General features: G+C 47.3%; 16 protein-coding genes, 6 tRNA genes, 1 riboswitch and 1 other annotated feature. Of the genes, 10 read left to right on the top strand and 12 right to left on the bottom strand.

Translation table 11 applies throughout. The features are described from left to right. Nucleotides 1-226 precede the first annotated feature (226 nt). Both argS and IV40_RS00100 read right to left on the bottom strand, forming a co-directional pair. Nucleotides 227-1,921: an arginine--tRNA ligase gene (gene argS, locus IV40_RS00105; RefSeq protein WP_057768096.1), complete on the bottom strand. Its 1,695-nt coding sequence runs from the start codon at nt 1,919-1,921 to the stop codon at nt 227-229. Nucleotides 1,922-2,138: 217 nt separating this feature from the next. Beyond that, nucleotides 2,139-2,209, bottom strand: a tRNA-Gly gene (locus IV40_RS00100). 155 nt (nt 2,210-2,364) lie between these two features. On the opposite strand from IV40_RS00100, the gene IV40_RS00095 reads away from it, so the two are divergent. The 4 genes from IV40_RS00095 (at nt 2,365) to IV40_RS00085 (ending at nt 3,828) form a co-directional block, all read left to right on the top strand. After that, nucleotides 2,365-2,769: a hypothetical protein gene (locus IV40_RS00095; protein ID WP_057768093.1), complete on the top strand. Its 405-nt coding sequence runs from the start codon at nt 2,365-2,367 to the stop codon at nt 2,767-2,769. Nucleotides 2,770-2,782: 13 nt separating this feature from the next. Next, nucleotides 2,783-2,977 (top strand): hypothetical protein, encoded by a 195-nt coding sequence (locus IV40_RS00090; RefSeq protein ID WP_057768090.1) that lies wholly within the window; start codon nt 2,783-2,785, stop codon nt 2,975-2,977. Beyond that, complete coding sequence (locus tag IV40_RS10650; RefSeq protein WP_156404190.1) at nt 2,974-3,150, top strand: hypothetical protein; 177 nt, start codon at nt 2,974-2,976, stop codon at nt 3,148-3,150. Before IV40_RS00090 ends, IV40_RS10650 begins: the two co-directional genes overlap by 4 nt. 81 nt (nt 3,151-3,231) lie before the next feature. Then, nucleotides 3,232-3,828, top strand: coding sequence for a cadmium resistance transporter (locus IV40_RS00085; RefSeq protein ID WP_057768087.1), 597 nt, complete (start codon nt 3,232-3,234; stop codon nt 3,826-3,828). Nucleotides 3,829-3,884: 56 nt separating this feature from the next. On the opposite strand, the gene IV40_RS00080 is transcribed toward IV40_RS00085, so the two are convergent. After that, nucleotides 3,885-4,343, bottom strand: a complete 459-nt coding sequence (locus IV40_RS00080; RefSeq protein WP_057768085.1) for a Fur family transcriptional regulator — start codon at nt 4,341-4,343, stop codon at nt 3,885-3,887. Between the two features lie 269 nt (nt 4,344-4,612). On the opposite strand from IV40_RS00080, the gene IV40_RS00075 reads away from it, so the two are divergent. Together IV40_RS00075 and IV40_RS00070 are read left to right on the top strand one after the other, a co-directional pair. Then, nucleotides 4,613-5,254: a VIT1/CCC1 transporter family protein gene (locus tag IV40_RS00075; RefSeq protein WP_057768796.1), complete on the top strand. Its 642-nt coding sequence runs from the start codon at nt 4,613-4,615 to the stop codon at nt 5,252-5,254. A gap of 4 nt (nt 5,255-5,258) precedes the next feature. Further along, complete coding sequence (locus IV40_RS00070; protein WP_057768082.1) at nt 5,259-5,951, top strand: VIT1/CCC1 transporter family protein; 693 nt, start codon at nt 5,259-5,261, stop codon at nt 5,949-5,951. Nucleotides 5,952-6,055: 104 nt separating this feature from the next. On the opposite strand, the gene IV40_RS00065 is transcribed toward IV40_RS00070, so the two are convergent. After that, nucleotides 6,056-6,139: transfer RNA gene (locus IV40_RS00065), tRNA-Leu, on the bottom strand. A gap of 116 nt (nt 6,140-6,255) precedes the next feature. Here IV40_RS00065 and IV40_RS00060 point away from each other — a divergent pair. Continuing rightward, entirely contained in the window at nt 6,256-7,107 is an 852-nt protein-coding gene (locus tag IV40_RS00060) for an NAD(P)H-hydrate dehydratase (RefSeq protein ID WP_057768079.1), read from the top strand. A 61-nt stretch (nt 7,108-7,168) separates the two neighbouring features. Here the strand turns inward: IV40_RS00060 and IV40_RS00055 are convergent, their stop codons facing one another. Together IV40_RS00055 and leuS are read right to left on the bottom strand one after the other, a co-directional pair. Next, nucleotides 7,169-8,764 carry a putative polysaccharide biosynthesis protein gene (locus IV40_RS00055; protein ID WP_057768795.1) on the bottom strand — a complete coding sequence of 532 codons (1,596 nt, stop codon included), beginning with the start codon at nt 8,762-8,764 and terminating at the stop codon, nt 7,169-7,171. Nucleotides 8,765-8,999: 235 nt separating this feature from the next. Further along, nucleotides 9,000-11,414, bottom strand: a complete 2,415-nt coding sequence (leuS, locus tag IV40_RS00050; RefSeq protein WP_057768076.1) for a leucine--tRNA ligase — start codon at nt 11,412-11,414, stop codon at nt 9,000-9,002. Between the two features lie 44 nt (nt 11,415-11,458). Further along, nucleotides 11,459-11,662, bottom strand: a binding site (T-box leader). A gap of 129 nt (nt 11,663-11,791) precedes the next feature. On the opposite strand from leuS, the gene IV40_RS00045 reads away from it, so the two are divergent. Further along, nucleotides 11,792-12,232: a hypothetical protein gene (locus IV40_RS00045; protein WP_057768072.1), complete on the top strand. Its 441-nt coding sequence runs from the start codon at nt 11,792-11,794 to the stop codon at nt 12,230-12,232. Further along, entirely contained in the window at nt 12,229-12,885 is a 657-nt protein-coding gene (locus IV40_RS00040) for a phosphatase PAP2 family protein (RefSeq protein ID WP_057768069.1), read from the top strand. Before IV40_RS00045 ends, IV40_RS00040 begins: the two co-directional genes overlap by 4 nt. 153 nt (nt 12,886-13,038) lie before the next feature. On the opposite strand, the gene IV40_RS00035 is transcribed toward IV40_RS00040, so the two are convergent. Further along, nucleotides 13,039-14,508 carry an MDR family MFS transporter gene (locus IV40_RS00035; protein WP_057768066.1) on the bottom strand — a complete coding sequence of 490 codons (1,470 nt, stop codon included), beginning with the start codon at nt 14,506-14,508 and terminating at the stop codon, nt 13,039-13,041. Nucleotides 14,509-14,594: 86 nt separating this feature from the next. Then, nucleotides 14,595-15,782, bottom strand: a complete 1,188-nt coding sequence (gene metK, locus IV40_RS00030; RefSeq protein ID WP_057768063.1) for a methionine adenosyltransferase — start codon at nt 15,780-15,782, stop codon at nt 14,595-14,597. Then, nucleotides 15,780-15,862, bottom strand: a riboswitch (SMK box riboswitch). It overlaps the preceding gene by 3 nt. Nucleotides 15,863-15,961: 99 nt before the next feature. On the opposite strand from metK, the gene IV40_RS00025 reads away from it, so the two are divergent. Beyond that, nucleotides 15,962-16,636: a hypothetical protein gene (locus IV40_RS00025; protein WP_057768059.1), complete on the top strand. Its 675-nt coding sequence runs from the start codon at nt 15,962-15,964 to the stop codon at nt 16,634-16,636. A gap of 98 nt (nt 16,637-16,734) precedes the next feature. Here the strand turns inward: IV40_RS00025 and IV40_RS00020 are convergent. From IV40_RS00020 to IV40_RS00005, 4 genes are all read right to left on the bottom strand, one after another. Beyond that, nucleotides 16,735-16,808: transfer RNA gene (locus IV40_RS00020), tRNA-Asp, on the bottom strand. 9 nt (nt 16,809-16,817) lie between these two features. Then, a tRNA-Val gene (locus IV40_RS00015) sits at nt 16,818-16,890 on the bottom strand. A 5-nt stretch (nt 16,891-16,895) separates the two neighbouring features. Beyond that, nucleotides 16,896-16,967, bottom strand: a tRNA-Glu gene (locus IV40_RS00010). 16 nt (nt 16,968-16,983) lie between these two features. Continuing rightward, nucleotides 16,984-17,073 (bottom strand) — tRNA-Ser (locus tag IV40_RS00005). Nucleotides 17,074-17,110 lie beyond the last annotated feature (37 nt).

Here is a 17,110-nt window from a genome sequence, read left to right as displayed (position 1 = left end):
GTTCACTCAGATTCTACAGCTAGTATACCAGATTCAGACGTCATTTTGCATATTCATACGCAAACGGCTCGAAAATAACCAGTTCATCCGAATCCTTGAAAACAGACTTTTGCTGCCAATCAAGCGTGCAGACATGCATTCCGTTCCTAAAAAAGGCTGCCTTGAAATCAAGACAGTCTTTTGTTTCACCTGACAGAATCAGACGGCAAGTGCATTTTTATTCATTTTACATTTCGGACGGTGCATTGACACCTAACAAAGCCAGTGCATTCTGCAGCACCCGGCTGACACTGTCCACCAAGGCCAAACGAGCATTGCGTTCCGCATTGGCTTCAAGAATCTTCGAATGTGCATAGTACTGGTTAAAGGCCTTGGCTAACCGTAACGTATACTTGGCAATGACAGACGGTTCGTATTCTTTGGCAGCCCGTTCGATGGCAGCTGGGTAATCGCCCAATGCCTTCAAAACGTTCCAAGCTTCAGGGTCGGTCAAGGTCAAATCGTCGGCATCCCGGTCAATTTCGACCGCAGCTTTCCGCAAGATGCTTTGGGCACGAGCATTCGTATATTGAACATACGGACCAGTTTCCCCTTCGAAACGAACCACTTCTTCAAGGTTGAAGTCGAAGCTGTCCATCCGATCGTTCTTGAGATCATGGAAGACAACGGCACCGACACCGACATCCTTAGCAACCTGGTCCTTATTCTTAAGGGTCGGGTTCTTGGCCTCGATTTGTGCTTGAGCCAGTAAAACAGCATCCTTCAGCACGCCTTCAAGCAGGATGACATTGCCCTTCCGAGTCGATAATTTCTTACCGCCGGAAGTAATCAGACCAAAGGCAATATGATGAATATTATCGGCCCAGTCATCGCCCATTTCCTTCAAAACGGCTTTGAGCTGGTCGAAATGCAGGGCCTGTTCATTCCCAACGACATACAAGGATTGAACGAAGTTGTAAGTGTTCATCCGGTAAATCGCAGCGGCTAAATCACGGGTCATGTACAAGGAAGCCCCATCAGATTTGCGAATCATCGCCGGCGACAAATTGTACGAATCGAGATTGACGACTTCAGCCCCTTGGCTTTCTTCCAGCAAATGCTTTTCTTCGAGTTCTTGGATGACGGCATCCATTTTATCGTTGTAGAAAGCTTCCCCTTTGTAAGAATCAAATTCAATGCCAAGCACATCGTAAATGTGGCTAAATTCACTCAATGAGATTTCACGGAACCATTTCCAAAGATGCATCGCTTCGGGGTCGCCGTTTTCGAGTTTCTTGAACCATTCACGAGCTTCATCATCAAGTTCGGGATGCTCAACGTCTTCTTTATGGAACCGCACATAATACTTGTTCAAATTGGTAATCGGATCAGCCTTAACGTCTGCTTCGCTGCCCCATTTTTTGTAGCCGACAATCAGCTTGCCGAACTGGGTACCCCAGTCGCCTAAATGATTGATTTTAATCGGATTATAGCCGATTTTGCGCAGAATATTGGCTAATGAATTCCCGATAACCGTCGAACGCAAATGCCCCATCGACATCGGCTTGGCGATATTCGGCGACGACATATCGATCGGCACATTGCCGCCATGACCGGTATTGGCATTGCCGTAGCTGTCGCCTTTAACCAAGATTGTCTGCAAAACATCACGACTGAATGACTGCTTGTCTAAGAAAAAGTTGACATAAGCGCCGACAGCCTGTACTTTTTCGAACCCTTGCTGGTCGATTTTACCGACAATTTCTTCAGCAATTTTCTGCGGTGCTTTATGAAAAATTTTGGCCAGCATAAACGTTGGGAAGGCATAATCGCCTAAATCAGATGACTTAGGGATTTCAATTCCTTTTGCGATTGTACGTGCGTCGAGCTGAGCGCCAATGGCTTGCTGTAAAGCCGTCACAACTTGTTGTTTGAATTCCATCGTTTTTTCCTCCGTTATGACCGTGAGTAATAAAAAAGCCTCTTTCATGAAAATGAAAGAGACGAGCTTTACCCGCGGTACCACTCTAATTGACAGATGTCCACTTTAATTCAATTGATGATACTCCGTAAAAGCGCGCCGTTAATTCGTTTTTACCCAGCTTTCACCATCCTGGACTCGCTATCAAAAACCAGACTAACTATTCTTTTACTAAAAAAGCGGGTGACGAGAATCGGACTCGCGACGCAAGCTTGGGAAGCTTGTGTTTTACCACTAAACTACACCCGCAATACATTTATAAGTATAGCATACGATCTTTTGTTTGTGTACCCAATTTTTAAATTTCCATGAAAAGCCACCAATTTCTAAAACATTTGTTATATTCTTCTTACACCGTTATAATGTTAGATAGTATTTTTTCTAGGAATACGGAGGCTGATAAAATGGTTGTGAAACAACAACCGCGTTACGTATTTGGTGTTTTAAATCTCAAAACGGACGCCGGATATGAAATCCACTTTTTAAACATTCCCGATCTTTCAGCAAAGGGAGTGACCTATGCGGAGACTTTATACTATGCCTACCGTGTTTTAAGCCACTTTTTAGAGCCCTTTAAGGAAGATGCTGCTCAAATCTTACAATATACATTTCGGGAACTGCCGATTTTTAAAAAGGATAAAAACTCCTTTCTCACTTTGATCACGGTGACCCACGATCTTGATCCCCACAAAATGGAGATGACTTTTTTACTGCCCCAAACCCGGGCCAGCGAACTGGCCGATGAGGCCGATCAAGTCGGTCGTCTGATCCGTTTTCTACCGAATCGCTCGACATCCGATCAAGCTTAAGGAGGCATTTGACATGACAGAACCATCCGCAGCAGAAGCAACGGTACAGCCGGAATTCGAATGTCCGGTGTGCCAGCATGAAATGGAATATGGACTTAAAGATTGCCCGCACTGCGGCATCCAGATCTACTACCGTAATTTATCCGAAACATTTTGGAACCAGCGTAAATTACGGCTGCTCGCTCAAAGCAGTGCAATCAGTCAATGAAAATGACGCTTTTTTTGATCCTCTTTTTAGGGATGAGCATCTGCTTTCTGGCCAGCATCGGCTGGTGGCTGCTGAAGATCATCCGGCATCAGGATCAGCGGCGGGCCAGTCATCTGACCCTGGCCGCCTTTCTCGGTTTGTGCATCGTTCTGGTCGGTGCAGCCATGTTGTAACCTTCAATTGAAAACTCGTGTTATAGTGAAGAGGTCTAGGAACATCCTAGGCCTCTTTTCGTTTTCAAAGGAGGTTCAAACATGCTCGCCAATTTACTGCCGGCCACTTTCGCCTTTCTGGCAACTGATATGGACGACTTATTTTTACTGGTCACTTTTCTGATGGTGGCCGTCAACGAACCCGCCGCTAAATCACGGGGCGATATTTGGAAAGTTTTCATCGGCCAAGTGATTGCCTTTGCGATGATTGTTTTCGCCAGCGATCTAGGCAGTTTCGGGATTAAACTGCTTCCCCAGCAGTTCATCGCTGGTTTAGGTGCTGTGCCGTTTTTTCTCGGCTGTCAAGTTTTCTGGAGCGAACACCATGAAAAACGGGAACACCAAAAGAAACAAATCAACCAGCACGTTGTTTCAGTCGGCTTTGTCATGCTGACGATTCTAGCCGATGGGGGCGACAATTTAGGCGTCTACATCCCCTACTTTGCCTCACTCGATACCAAAATGCTGCTCTGGACGAATCTGTATCTGATGGTGCTGATTTGTTTATGGTGCGCCTTAGGATTGCGGCTGACTCGTTTCAAAGATTTCGAAACCTTTTTCCACAAGCACGGCGAAAATCTAACCGGTACAATTCTGATCGTGCTCGGTTTGATGCTGATTTTCAAAGGATTACGTTAACGTGACGTAAGAAAAATGGCTTCTTAAATGCAATTTTTGCATTTAAGAAGCCATTTCTATTGGTTTAAATGTAATTTTTTCTGACAATCCGGACAATAGCCGTACACTTCGACATGGTCGCCGGTGACCAAATAACCGGTCCGCTTGGCGGCTTCATCCCGTAACGTCTGCTCGATTTCGGCATACGCCGGCGAAAAAACATCGGCAATTTTGCCGCAATTTTTACAAATAACGTGATAATGCGGATGTCCGAAATAATCATAACGGATTCCACCGTTTTCACTAGGAAGCTCGATGACAATCCCCAGCTCAACAAATTTCTTTAAGTTGTTATAAATCGTGGCCACACTCAAATTAGGGATCTCCTGGGCCAGCGACTGACTGATCGTTTCGACAGAGGGATGATTGTGATGTGTGATCAGGTAATTTAATACCAGCCGCCGTTGAGGCGTAATCCGCACTTTGTGTTCTTTTAAAATGGCCAGTGCTGCGTCTAAATCTTGATGACTACTCAAATAAGAGATCTCCTTTCATTGATCGATTCAGTTATATTAAACCATGTTTTTTAGAATAATTCCAATATAACAAAATAAATTGTGAAAATCGGTTTACAGAAAACTTGAAAATGGTACGATAGAAAGTGTTAACAATTTAGAATCATTATAACCTACAATTAGGGAACTAATTGATAAGGAGTCCCTAAACATTTTCGATTAGTTCCGAACAAGAGGAGACGGGAGAATTGCCAAAGAAAAAACAGACGCTTGCACAACGAATCAACGTCATGCGGGCGGCAGTCATGGGGGCGAACGATGGAATCGTCTCGGTCGCCGGAATCGTAGTCGGGGTTGCGGCTGCTTCCAGCAGTAATGGCGCCATTCTGCTGTCTGGATTTGCCGGTATGATCGCCGGTACCGTTTCAATGGCGATGGGTGAATATGTTTCGGTCAACACCGAAAAGGATTCACAACGCCATGCAGTCATGCAGGAGAAAAATGCTTTGGATACCGATTATGATACCGAAGCCCACTTTGTCCAGGAAAAATACGAACAAACCGGGATTGATTCCCGGCTAGCAGCACAGGCCACTTCCGAAATGATGGCACAAGATCCCCTCAAAACAATGGTTCGGGAACGCTTTGGGTTTAATGTCAATGAGTACACCAACCCCTATGCCGCTGCAATCGCATCAATGCTTTCCTTCCCTACCGGTTCTTGTTTGCCGATGCTGGCCGTTTGGCTGTTTCCAGGTGCAATCAAGATTCCGGCCACTTTCATTGCGGTCGTGATTGCACTCGCCATTACTGGATACATTGCTGCTGCTTTAGGCCACTCGAACCGGGCTCATGGGGTCTGGCGCAATATGGTCGCCGGAATTTTAACAATGACCGTCACCTTCTTGATCGGCCATTTGATTGGGGGATAATCCGATGCTTGCCAAGAAACAAACGAAACAGAAAGCTTCCATGAAGGAACGGCTGAACACTTTGCGAGCCGGTGTCTTAGGTTCGAACGATGGCATCTTGACCGTCGTCGGTGTCCTGTTCAGTGTGGCCGCTGCGACCACGAATCAGTTTACGATCTTCATTGCCGGATTGTCCGACTTGCTCGCCTGCGCCTTTTCAATGGCGTGTGGCGAATACGCTTCGGTCAGCACCCAGCGAGATACCGAAGAAGCCGCCGTACGCAAGGAACAGCACTTGCTGGACACCGATTTTGACGGCCAAGTCAAAGCCGTCCAGGAATATTACATGGCACGTGGTGTCACTGCTAACACATCCTTAGCAATTGCCAATGATCTGTTAAGCAAAAAACCGCTTGAAACGGTCGTCAACGTCAAAGACGGCATCAAGGTCGGTCAATACATGAACCCATGGTCGGCCGCCTTCTCGTCGCTATTTTCGGCCTCTGCGGGCGGTGTCTTCCCATTAGCGGCAATGACCTTTGCGCCAGTCGCCTATCAATGGCCAGCTACCATTTTAGCCGTTATCCTATCAGTTGGCCTGACCGGCTATCTCAGTGCCAAACTCGGCGACGGCTTAGTCAAAACGGCTGTCATCCGTAATATCGTCATCGGAATCATTACGATGCTGATTCATTACGGCGTCGGCCGGTTAATGTAAACAGAAACAAAAAAACGAGTAGGAAATGATTCCCACTCGTTTTTTATGTTTTGTAAGCTGGAGCCAATGACTCAGTTCCACCACAAACCGCTTTGTTTCCCCAATGCCTCTGGCAAGATTCGAACTTGTACATGGTTACCCATACAGCGACCTGAACGCTGCGCGTCTGCCAATTCCGCCACAGAGGCATTTAACACAACAACTAGTATATTGTATTTTCATCGTTTTGCCAACCCTTTTTTGCAATTTTATTCGAGAAAGGTGCACAATAGAACTAAAATCAATTGCGAAAGAAGTGTTGATGATGCAAGAAATTACAGCAGATATTGTTCAAGCAACCATCCGGCCCCGTGAGGCGGATACTTATAAAGGCGATTATGGTCACGTTTTGACAGTCGGCGGCAATCAAAATTATGGCGGTGCCATTATCATGAGCACCATGGCCGCCGTTTATGGCGGTGCCGGCCTAGTCACTGCAGCCACTGATCCTAGTAATTTTACCAGTCTGCATGCCCAGCTTCCAGAAGCGATGGTCGTCGATGATACGGATGTCGCCGAACTGACTAAATTGATTCCGACGATGAACGTCATCGTTGTCGGCCCTGGTTTAGGAACAGATCAGCAGGCGCAAACGATTCTTGAAACTGTTTTTGATTTAGTACTGCCTAAACAGATTCTGATCATCGACGGTTCGGCGATCGATCTTGTGGCGGCCCAAAAAATGACCCTGCCCGATACTCATATTATCTTCACTCCCCATGTGATCGAATGGCAGCGGCTGACTGGAATTGCTCCTGATGACCAGACTCCTGAAAAAAATCAGGCGGCCCAGCAAAAGCTCCATGCCAACGTCGTTTTGAAGAAACACCGCACCGAAGTCTATATGCAGGATCAAATCTGGCAGAACACGGTCGGCGGTCCGGCCCTCGCAACCGGCGGCAGCGGCGATACGCTGACTGGTGTCATTGCGGCTTTCGTCGCTCAATTCGAAAACAAGCAGAAAGCCTTATTAAGTGCCGTTTATACGCACAGTAAAATTTCTGATCAACTCGCCGAAAATGCCTACGTCACCCTCCCGACCATGATCAGCCATGCTTTGCCTAGTTTCATGGCTCAGATGGCGAAGAAGACACCGGAAGACCGAATCGGGTTTTAACCTTTTAAATGGTACAACAAAAACGGATCGAACATCCAACCGATGTCCGATCCGTTTTTCTTTATTTAATGTGCAATCGTCTTCTGAGACCACCTACACGTGCCCCTAAAATCAGGTCGGCTAAGCGTGTTTTCAAAATCAAGTAGCCATAAATGGCGACGCCCACGATAATGGCAATCACCAGTTCGATGATATCGATGGCACGAAAGGCTGGATTCATGAAGAGATCGAGAACCCATAACGTCCCCTTGACACCTAAAACCATCAAAATGGTAAAGACCAAAATTCCGATCAGACGATGATTCGTCTGCCGCACCCGAATATGATATTTATCATTCAATTGCCGCAGCATCAGCCAGCTGACGATTCCAAAGCCGATTGCCGTCGAAATCATCGGCCCAAACACATGGAAGATGCCAATCATCGGATACTGCAAGGCAAATTTGACGACTAACCCAATCAGCAAGTCAGCAATCGCCGTCCGATTCTGATACAAGCCCTGCAGGATTGCCGCCAGAATCGTAAAGAGTCCTAGTAAAATGGAGACATACGACGAAAATTCGAGCAGTAAAATCCCTAAACTCGTATATTCCTGAGTTCCATAAAATAAAATATACAGCGGCTTGGCAACGGCCGACATCCCGAACGCACTGGGAATCATGATGATGCAGAACATCTGAATGGCATTGCTGATCTGTTCACTCATCTTTTTGACATCATGCCGAGCATGGGCGGCGGACAACAGTGGAATCGCCGTCACGGCCATCGCCGTTGCCAACGAGATGGTAATCATAATCAGCTTGTTGGCATTGGCAGCGAAGAGCGCATAGTATGAATCGAGCTGATCACGGCCGATGTGCATAAAATGCCCCAGCATCGGATTAAAGGTATACTGATCGACTAAGTAAAATAAGTTGATGCCTGAATCCATGATGATAAACGGCAGCGCCTGCCGAATAATCTCAATCAGCAGTTCGTTGGTCGACGTGTCGACCCGATTGTAACTGCCGGCCGACAACAGATTCAGCTTCTTGCGTTGCGAGAGGTAATACAGCATCATCACCGCCAGTCCGAAAATTGCCCCAATGAAGGCCGCAAAGGTCGACTGCGAAACGGCGGACACATAACTGCCATGAATCACTTTCATGATTAAAAAGGCAGTGACCAGCATATAAATCACACGTGCTAATTGTTCCACAAATTGCGAAATCGCACTCGGTGCCATCTTCGAATAACCTTGGAAGAAGCCCCGCATGATACTCATCATCGGAATCAGCAGCAGCGCCCAGCTCAGTGAATGCATGACTGGAATCATCCGGGCATCGCCGGCCGATAATAACGGTGCGGCGAAGTAGAAGATGGCGGCTGAAACGACCCCCATCGCAATCATCAAATACATCCCATGCCGGAATAATTTCCGGCCAGTGGCATATTCGTTAATCGCATTATAATGGGCCACCTGTTTCGAAATCGCACCAGGGACCCCAGCAGTTGAAATCGTCAGGAAAATCGCATAAATCTGATAGCCCTTGGCAAACAGCGCATTTGCTTGTAAAGCATACGCCCCCATCCAGGCCATCCATGGAATAATATAAATCGCGCCTAAAACACGTGAGAAAATACTCCCGGCTGTCATCCACGCCGAGCCTTTTAACATATCTTCTTGTGAAGTATCCGCTGTATCTTCTTTCAGAATTGCATCTGCAGCGGCGCCCTCACGCAAATCCCCTTCAGGGCTTTGCTTTTCATTCGGCGTTTTTGCCATATTTTTTTCGACTCCTATCTCCATTACATACTTGTCTATCTTAGCCGATTTCAAGAGGCGTTTCAATTTAAAATGCGAACCATTCAAAAAGGGTTTGTGCTTTTCGGCACAAACCCTTTTGAAAAACTTATTTAGCGACGACGTTGACAATCTTACCAGGAACAACGATGACTTTTTTGACATCTTTGCCGGCAATGAATTTTTCAACATTTTCGTTGGTCAAAGCGATTTTTTCCAGTTCGTCTTTCCCCAATTCACGGGAGACAGTGGCCACACCCCGCCGCTTGCCGTTGACCTGCAAGACAATATCGACTTGATCATCGACTAAAGCATTCGGGTCGTAAGTCGGCCATGGCGCATAGGTCAAGGATTCATCATGACCCAGTTTCTGCCACAATTCTTCCATCATGTGCGGTGCAATCGGTGCCAAAAGCAGGATAAAGCCTTCGACATAGTCACGTGGCAGCGTGTCTTCCTTGTACGCATCGTTGATAAAGACCATCAATTGTGAAATAGCCACGTTGAACCGTAATTGTTCATAATCTTCCGTAACCGTCTTGACCGTCTGATGATAGGCTTTCTTCAGCGGACCGCCGACTTTATCGGTCAGCTTATCGGCCCGTAAATTGTCGTCATCATCGACAAGCAAACGCCAAACACGGTCCAAGAACCGCCGTGAACCGGCTAAGCCTTTTTCACTCCATGGAATCGAAGCATCCAACGGGCCCATGAACATTTCATACATCCGCAAAGTATCGGCACCGTATTCTTCAACCACATCATCTGGGTTGACAACATTCCCCTTCGACTTGGACATCTTTTCATGATTGTCGCCTAAGACCATACCTTGGTTGTACAACTTCTGGAATGGTTCAACCGTCGGCACAACCCCGATATCATACAGGAACTTGTGCCAGAAACGTACATACAGCAAATGACGAACGGCATGTTCGGCCCCACCAATGTAAAGGTCGACGGGCAGCCATTGCTGCAGCTTCTTGTAATCGGCTAATTTGGCATCATTGTGCGGATCAACGTAACGGAGGTAATACCATGAGCTCCCAGCCCACTGTGGCATTGTGTTCGTCTCACGCTTGCCTTTACGGCCGTTTTTATCGACGACATTAACCCAATCAAGGTCGTTCGCCAACGGACTTTCACCAGTCCCTGATGGTTTGATATCAGTCATCTTCGGCAATTTCAATGGCAGCTGGTCTTCTGGAACTAAACCAGTAGTGCCATCTTCCCAATGAATGATTGGAATCGGTTCGCCCCAATAGCGCTGACGAGAGAACAGCCAGTCACGCATCTTGTAGTTGACCTTCTTTTCGCCAATGCCTTTATCGGTTAACCAATCCAGCATCCGTGCGATTGCTTCGTCTTTACCCAGTCCGTCCAAGAACTGTGAATTGATATGAACGCCATCCCCTGTGTAAGCAGCTTGGCTGATATCGCCGCCTTCGATAACGGGCTGGATATCGATGCCGAACTTCTTGGCAAATTCATAGTCACGGGTATCATGGGCAGGGACTGCCATAATCGCACCGGTGCCATAGGAAGATAAGACGTAATCGGACAACCAAATCGGAATCCGTTCACCGGTCGCCGGATTGATGGCGTAAGCACCGGTGAAAACGCCGGTCTTTTCCTTCGCCAAATCAGTCCGTTCCAAATCACTCTTCATTTCAGCTTGCTTCACATACGCATCGACCATGGCATTTTGCGCTGGTGTCGTGATTTGATTGACTAATTTATGTTCGGGCGACATGACAGCATAAGTTACCCCGAATAATGTGTCGGGACGAGTCGTGAAAATGTCGAACTTCAAATCGGAATCGGCAACGTCAAACGTAATCTGTGCCCCTTCAGAACGGCCGATCCAGTTGCGCTGCATATCCTTGACATTTTCCGGCCAGTCGATTAAATCGAGGTCGTCCAGCAAACGGTCGGCATAAGCGGTAATCTTCAGCATCCACTGCTTCATCGGCTTGCGGTAAACCGGAAAACCGCCCCGTTCCGTCTTGCCATCAATGACTTCTTCATTGGCCACAACGGTCCCCAAATCAGGACTCCAGTTGACTAATTCTTCGGATTCATAAGCCAAGCCCTTCTTGTACATTTGTTCGAAGGTCCACTGGGTCCACTTGTAGAAGTTGGGATCCGTCGTATTGATTTCACGGTCCCAATCATATGAGAATCCCAATGAATTAATCTGCCGTTTGAAATTATTGATGTTTTCTTGGGTAAATTCAGCCGGGTCATGACCAGTATCCAGCGCATATTGTTCAGCTGGTAGCCCAAATGCATCCCAGCCCATCGGATGGAGCACATTGAAACCCTGCATCCGTTTCATCCGGGCCGTGATATCTGTGGCTGTGTAGCCTTCTGGATGGCCAACATGCAGTCCTTGCCCAGATGGATACGGGAACATATCCAAGGCGTAATAATTTTTCTTGTTAGGGTCTTCGGTCGTCTTGAACGAATCATGGTCCTGCCAATACTGCTGCCATTTCTTCTCGACTTTTTTGTGATCGTAAGCCATTGATTTTCCTCCTTAAATAAAAAAAGCGCCCTACAGTCAACTGACTATAGGACGTTTTACCGCGGTACCACCTAATTTCTGCAGATAATCTGCAGCACCTCAAGCCGTAACGTGGCAAAACGTCTTTACCTACTCGATTCAGTAAAAAACTCCCAGACGAGTTCACTCGCTGCGACCGATGCCTTTTCACCTGCCAGGCACTCTCTGAACGGCCCCAACGAACTACTACTTCTGTTCAGCGTTCTTAAATGATGATGAACACATCATAACAGACCCCTCTGTCTTTTTCAAGCAGGCGGATAATCTTTTTCCGGACCAATGCGGCCTGAAATAAGGTATACTTTTCATAAATGTTGAAATAAAGTGAGGCGATTCGAATGGCAACTTCCATTTTGATCCGCAAACCTAAGAAAACGAAATTAACGTATGATGCCCATCAGCTCGAGCTGGAGCGACCGCAATTTTTGAAACAGCATTCCAAAAAGCGGCATATTCCCTACACTCAAATGACGGCAATCAATCTAATCACAGCGCCGAATGCGGCGCTCGCCACCTTAAGACTGGCGCTCCCAGATGACGAGACACTCGATGTGACTTTTAAAACCGACCAGCTGCGTGCGGTTCAAAAAATGGTCGCCTTCATCCAAAAACAGCTGCAAACCCAGCAGCAAGGCGAAGAAGCGCAGTTTGTCAAAAATGCTAATTTAATCATGGATTATCTTAAAATGCGCAATCAAGGTATTTTAACCCCGACCGAATTTGAAGAAAAGAAACGGCAGATTCTCGAACGGTCGGCCGATGAGGAGGCGGATCAATGATGGCACAGCAACAACGCCGCTGGTCGCTGCTCGCAATCTGTTATTTTCTCTTCGGCTGCCTCTGGTGGGGGATCGTCCATCATACCGGCTGGATTCATGCCTTGGACCGTTTCGGCATCGCCGTCATCGCCGGGCATCCGAATCCGGCCCTGACCAAATTCATGGTCTTCATCACCAGCTGCGGCAATACAATCACAGTTGTTGCGCTGACGACGATTGCAACATTATTCCTGCTCTATATGCACCAGACGACTTGGGCCAGTTTTCTGCTCTTGAATGTTGGGGTTTTCAGCTACCTAGGTACCGTCATCAAAAAAATTGTCCAGCGCCCCCGTCCGAGTGTGCACCACCTCGTCTACGCCGGTGGCTTCAGCTTCCCCAGCGGTCATAGTACCGGTGCAATCCTCTTTTACGGCGCATTGATCATCATCATCCTGCATTCCGTCCAGAACAAACACTGGCGGCGTGGTTTAATCACCTTGGCTTGTTTCATGATCTTCCTAATTGATATCAGCCGGGTGTATGTCCACGTCCATTATCCCTCCGACGTGCTCGGCGGTTTCTTCTACGGACTCGGCAGCCTGATGCTCAGTGAAATCATCTATCAGAATTTACACTTGTTAAATCCATTTACCCCCTCAAAAAACGCTTAAACCATGACGTAAATGCCTTTTTATACCAAAATAGCTTCTTAAATGCAAAAAATTGCATTTAAGAAGCTATTTCTATTTAACAGGATAAAGCTGTCCTTGCAAGGGAGATGCCACCAAAGTCAGAAATCGACTTCTGGTCCACTCCTTTTTTGGTTACAAAATTTTCTGCTTGCGATCGAACGCATTGGCAACAAAGGCTAGAATAATAACGACCACCGACAGCCAGTAAATGTGATGAATCCCCGTGTACAGAATCTGATGCATCTGCGGCAACAGATTGTGCGGCAGACTCGTTGCCGTCGATGGATTGATGAATTTATTCATCATCGCATTGGTAACCTTTGGAAACTGTTTGATGCCACGTGCGATATTGACGTTAAGAACGATTCCGTAAATGGCAACCATTAACGTCTGGCCTAATGTACGGCTCAGCGTATTGAACGAAGTAGCGACACCAACTTCATTCGGTGCGACTGAATTTTGTGTAGTGACCGTCGTTGTCGTGATCGTAATCCCAAACCCGATGCCGCAAATGGTAGCAATCACGAAGAAGAACCAGAACGGCGTGGTAATCGGAATATTGGCAAATAACAAGGTGGCCACTAGCAGGAACGATAAACTACCCCACAAAATCTGTTTCGGGGCAAATTTGACAAACAACCGTCCTGCCACAAAAGAGCCGACAATCCACATCAATGAACTAGGCGTCACCGCAAAGCCGGCCATCGTCGCCGGCAAGCCTAAAATTCCCTGCGTCCACATCGGCACATATGCATCAAAACCAATCAGGAAGCCGCTGACCAGCGCCGCAATCAAACTCTGAACAACGAACGTCCGGTTTTCAAACAGCTTCAGATCGATAATTGGATCGGCGACTCGTTTTTCGGTCCGCACAAACATCAAAAAGGCAATGACAGCTGCCACAAACAAACCAATGACTAAGCCATAATTAATCGGTGCTTCGCCAATCACCTGGAAAGCATACAGCACAAACAACAGCGTCGCCATCAAGCTCAAACTGCCGACATAATCGATCGGAGCCTTGGAAGCTTTCCAGTCTTCGTGGAAGTACGCCATAATCATGACTAATGTAATCAGGCCGATGGGCACATTGATGAAAAAGATCCAATGCCAAGTCAGCTTTTCAACGATAAACCCACCGATTAACGGTGCAAAGATGGACGCAATCCCCCAAGCCGAACCGTTCAGGCCCATAATACGGGCCCGTTCTTCGATCGGATAGATATCTGCCAGCATCGTAAAGGAAACGGGTGTAATCGCGCCGGCTCCGATCCCCTGCAGGGCCCGGAAACCAATCAGTGTCAGCATATTCTGCGACAACCCGCACAAACTGGAGCCAACGATGAAAATGACCAATCCGGCAATAAAAACTGGCTTGCGGCCCATCCGATCGGCGAGTTTTCCCCAAATCGGTGTCGTCATCGCATTTGTCAGCAGGTAAATCGAATAAATCCAGTTCATCAGCTTCATCCCATGCAGACTCTCAACAATCGTCGGCATCGCAGTCGAAACAATTGTCCCTTCAACTGCCGACAAGAAGGTAGCGATAAAAATCGCAATTGTGACCAATAAGACGTTCGTTTTTTTCTTTTCTGTACTCATACTTACTTCCTTTCTATCTTGCCAAACAAAAGCGGCCCCTATCCCAAATAACTGGGGTAAAAGCCGCCTCTTTTTTATGCTACTTGTTAATCATCTAATAATTGCTTCAATGCTGGGACTTTATCCAAGTGTTCCCATGGCAGATCGATATCGGTCCGGCCAAAATGACCATAAGCAGCAGTCTGCTTATAGATCGGTCGTTGCAGATCAAGCATCTTGATGATACCAGCGGGACGCAGGTCAAAGTTGGCCCGGATCGCTGCTTCGATCTTTTCGTCCGAAACGCGGTTCGTCCCAAAGGTGTTGACCGCAATCGAAACCGGTTTAGCAACCCCAATGGCATAAGCCAGCTGGACTTCGCAGCGATCGGCTAAACCAGCCGCCACGATGTTTTTGGCAATATAACGAGCTGCATAACTCGCCGACCGATCGACCTTTGTCGGGTCCTTGCCAGAAAATGCGCCGCCACCGTGATGAGCCGCACCACCGTAAGTATCTACGATGACTTTACGACCTGTCAAACCAGAATCGGCTTGTGGTCCGCCGATAACAAACCGGCCGGTTGGGTTGATCAAGTAACGGGTATTTTCATCCAATAACTGGGCTGGAATAACCTTCTTAATCACTTGTTCAATCATATCCTTGCGAATCTGATTTAAAGAGACCTCTGGGTCGTGCTGCGTACTAATGACCACCGTATCAACACGGAATGGATGTCCTTCGTCATCGTATTCAACGGTCACTTGGGATTTGGCATCGGGACGCAAGTATGGAATTGTACCGTCCTTCCGCAGCTTTGCAGTCCGTTGCATCAGATGGTGTGCCAGTGAAATCGGTAACGGCATCAATTCAGGTGTTTCGTTGACGGCATAGCCGAACATCAACCCCTGGTCGCCAGCCCCGATCTTATCCAGCGGATCTTCGTCGTTTGAGCGTGCCTCTAAGGAATCATCGACCCCTTGGGCAATATCAGGCGACTGTTCATCCAAAGCAACTAAAACGGCACAATTATCGCCGTCAAAGCCGTACTGGCCATCCGTATAACCGATCCCTTTGATCGTGCCCCGGACAACAGACTGAATATCAACGTACGCTGAGGTGGAAATTTCTCCACACACGAGTACGAGCCCTGTTGTCACCGTTGTTTCACACGCAACACGTGCATCAGGATCTTGTTCAAGCATGGCATCTAAAATCGCATCACTGATTTGATCAGCGACTTTATCGGGATGCCCTTCGGAAACGGACTCCGAAGTAAATAAATGTCTTTCCAATGTTTTTCCCCCTAAAAATTTGTGGTTACAAGGCTTCTCCGCCGTCAAGACGGATCCTATCGGGAAGCAATATAGCACTAATAAGTTTAGCATAAATTTTTCAAGACTTCAAAAGAAGATTGACCCTACTTTCATAAATGGGCTACTATAGTAAGGAAACTATCGAAACGAGGTGGCTTATGCTCGAACAAAATCGTTCCTTATTACGGCAACGCAGCGCACAACTTATTTTGCTCTTTCTGTTGCCACTCACTTACGGGCTCCGCTTCAGTTTTTATTGGACGTGGGCCTTCGTACCGTTAATCTTAGCGTTATTCCTGATCCTGACAACACCGCTATGGCAGCCGGACGGACGGCGCAGCCAGCTCATCGGCGAAGCACTAATCTTGATTTTTGCCGTCATGATCGGTTTTCAGACAACTGTCTGGGTCGGTATTCTCTTAGTCTTGTTAGCAGCGATCTATCAGCTGCCGAACTACTTTCCCGACCAATTTTACCGGCCTTGGGTCCGACAGCTCCTGCAACTGGGCGTGTTTGTCTGGTTTATGAGCGGCATCGTCTTTTATCTTTGGGTCCATTTTTTCTCATGGCCGTTCATGTGGCGCAGCCTGACCGCCGTCGTCATCAGCATGAGCGTCTTCTTTCTATTAGAAATGGAACGCGACTGGCCGTTCCTAATCGTTGGACTCGTCGGTTTAGGAATTGCGCTTTATTTGAAATTTCTAAATCAGTTCGGAGTCATTTTACTAGCCCTCTTGATTGCCGGCTTGTGGTTAGCCAAGCACTACACTCGCCTGGGTTGGTTTGGCTGGGCACTCTTCACTGCCATTCTAGAAATCTGTCTCTTGTATTGATCTTAACGCAGTTGCGACAAAATTCAATTTGCCGCAACTGCTTTTTTAGTCAAAAAAATAGCCCTCCTTATCAATTCGGAAGACTAAACTCATTTGAACGGTTCTAACCGGACTTGAACCGGTGATCTCCTGCGTGACAGGCAGGCGTGATAACCAACTACACCATAGAACCAAAAATAAATGGAGGATACAGGGCTCGAACCTGTGACCCTCTGCTTGTAAGGCAGACGCTCTCCCAGCTGAGCTAATCCTCCATAAATGACCCGAACGGGATTTGAACCCATGTTACCGCCGTGAAAGGGCAGTGTCTTAACCACTTGACCATCGGGCCATCATTTATTTTTAAACGGAGAGTAAGGGATTCGAACCCTTGAAGCAGGCAAAACCCGCTTACATGGTTTCCAACCATGCTCCTTCGGCCTCTCGGACAACTCTCCATAAAAAACTCCGGCTGTCAGACTCGAACTGACGACA

Source organism: Lactobacillus selangorensis (assembly GCF_001437205.1).
In the GTDB taxonomy this organism is placed as follows: domain Bacteria; phylum Bacillota; class Bacilli; order Lactobacillales; family Lactobacillaceae; genus Paralactobacillus; species Paralactobacillus selangorensis.
The sequence above is the reverse complement of the archived record's forward strand: the minus strand, read 5'-3'. Positions and strand labels throughout refer to the sequence as shown.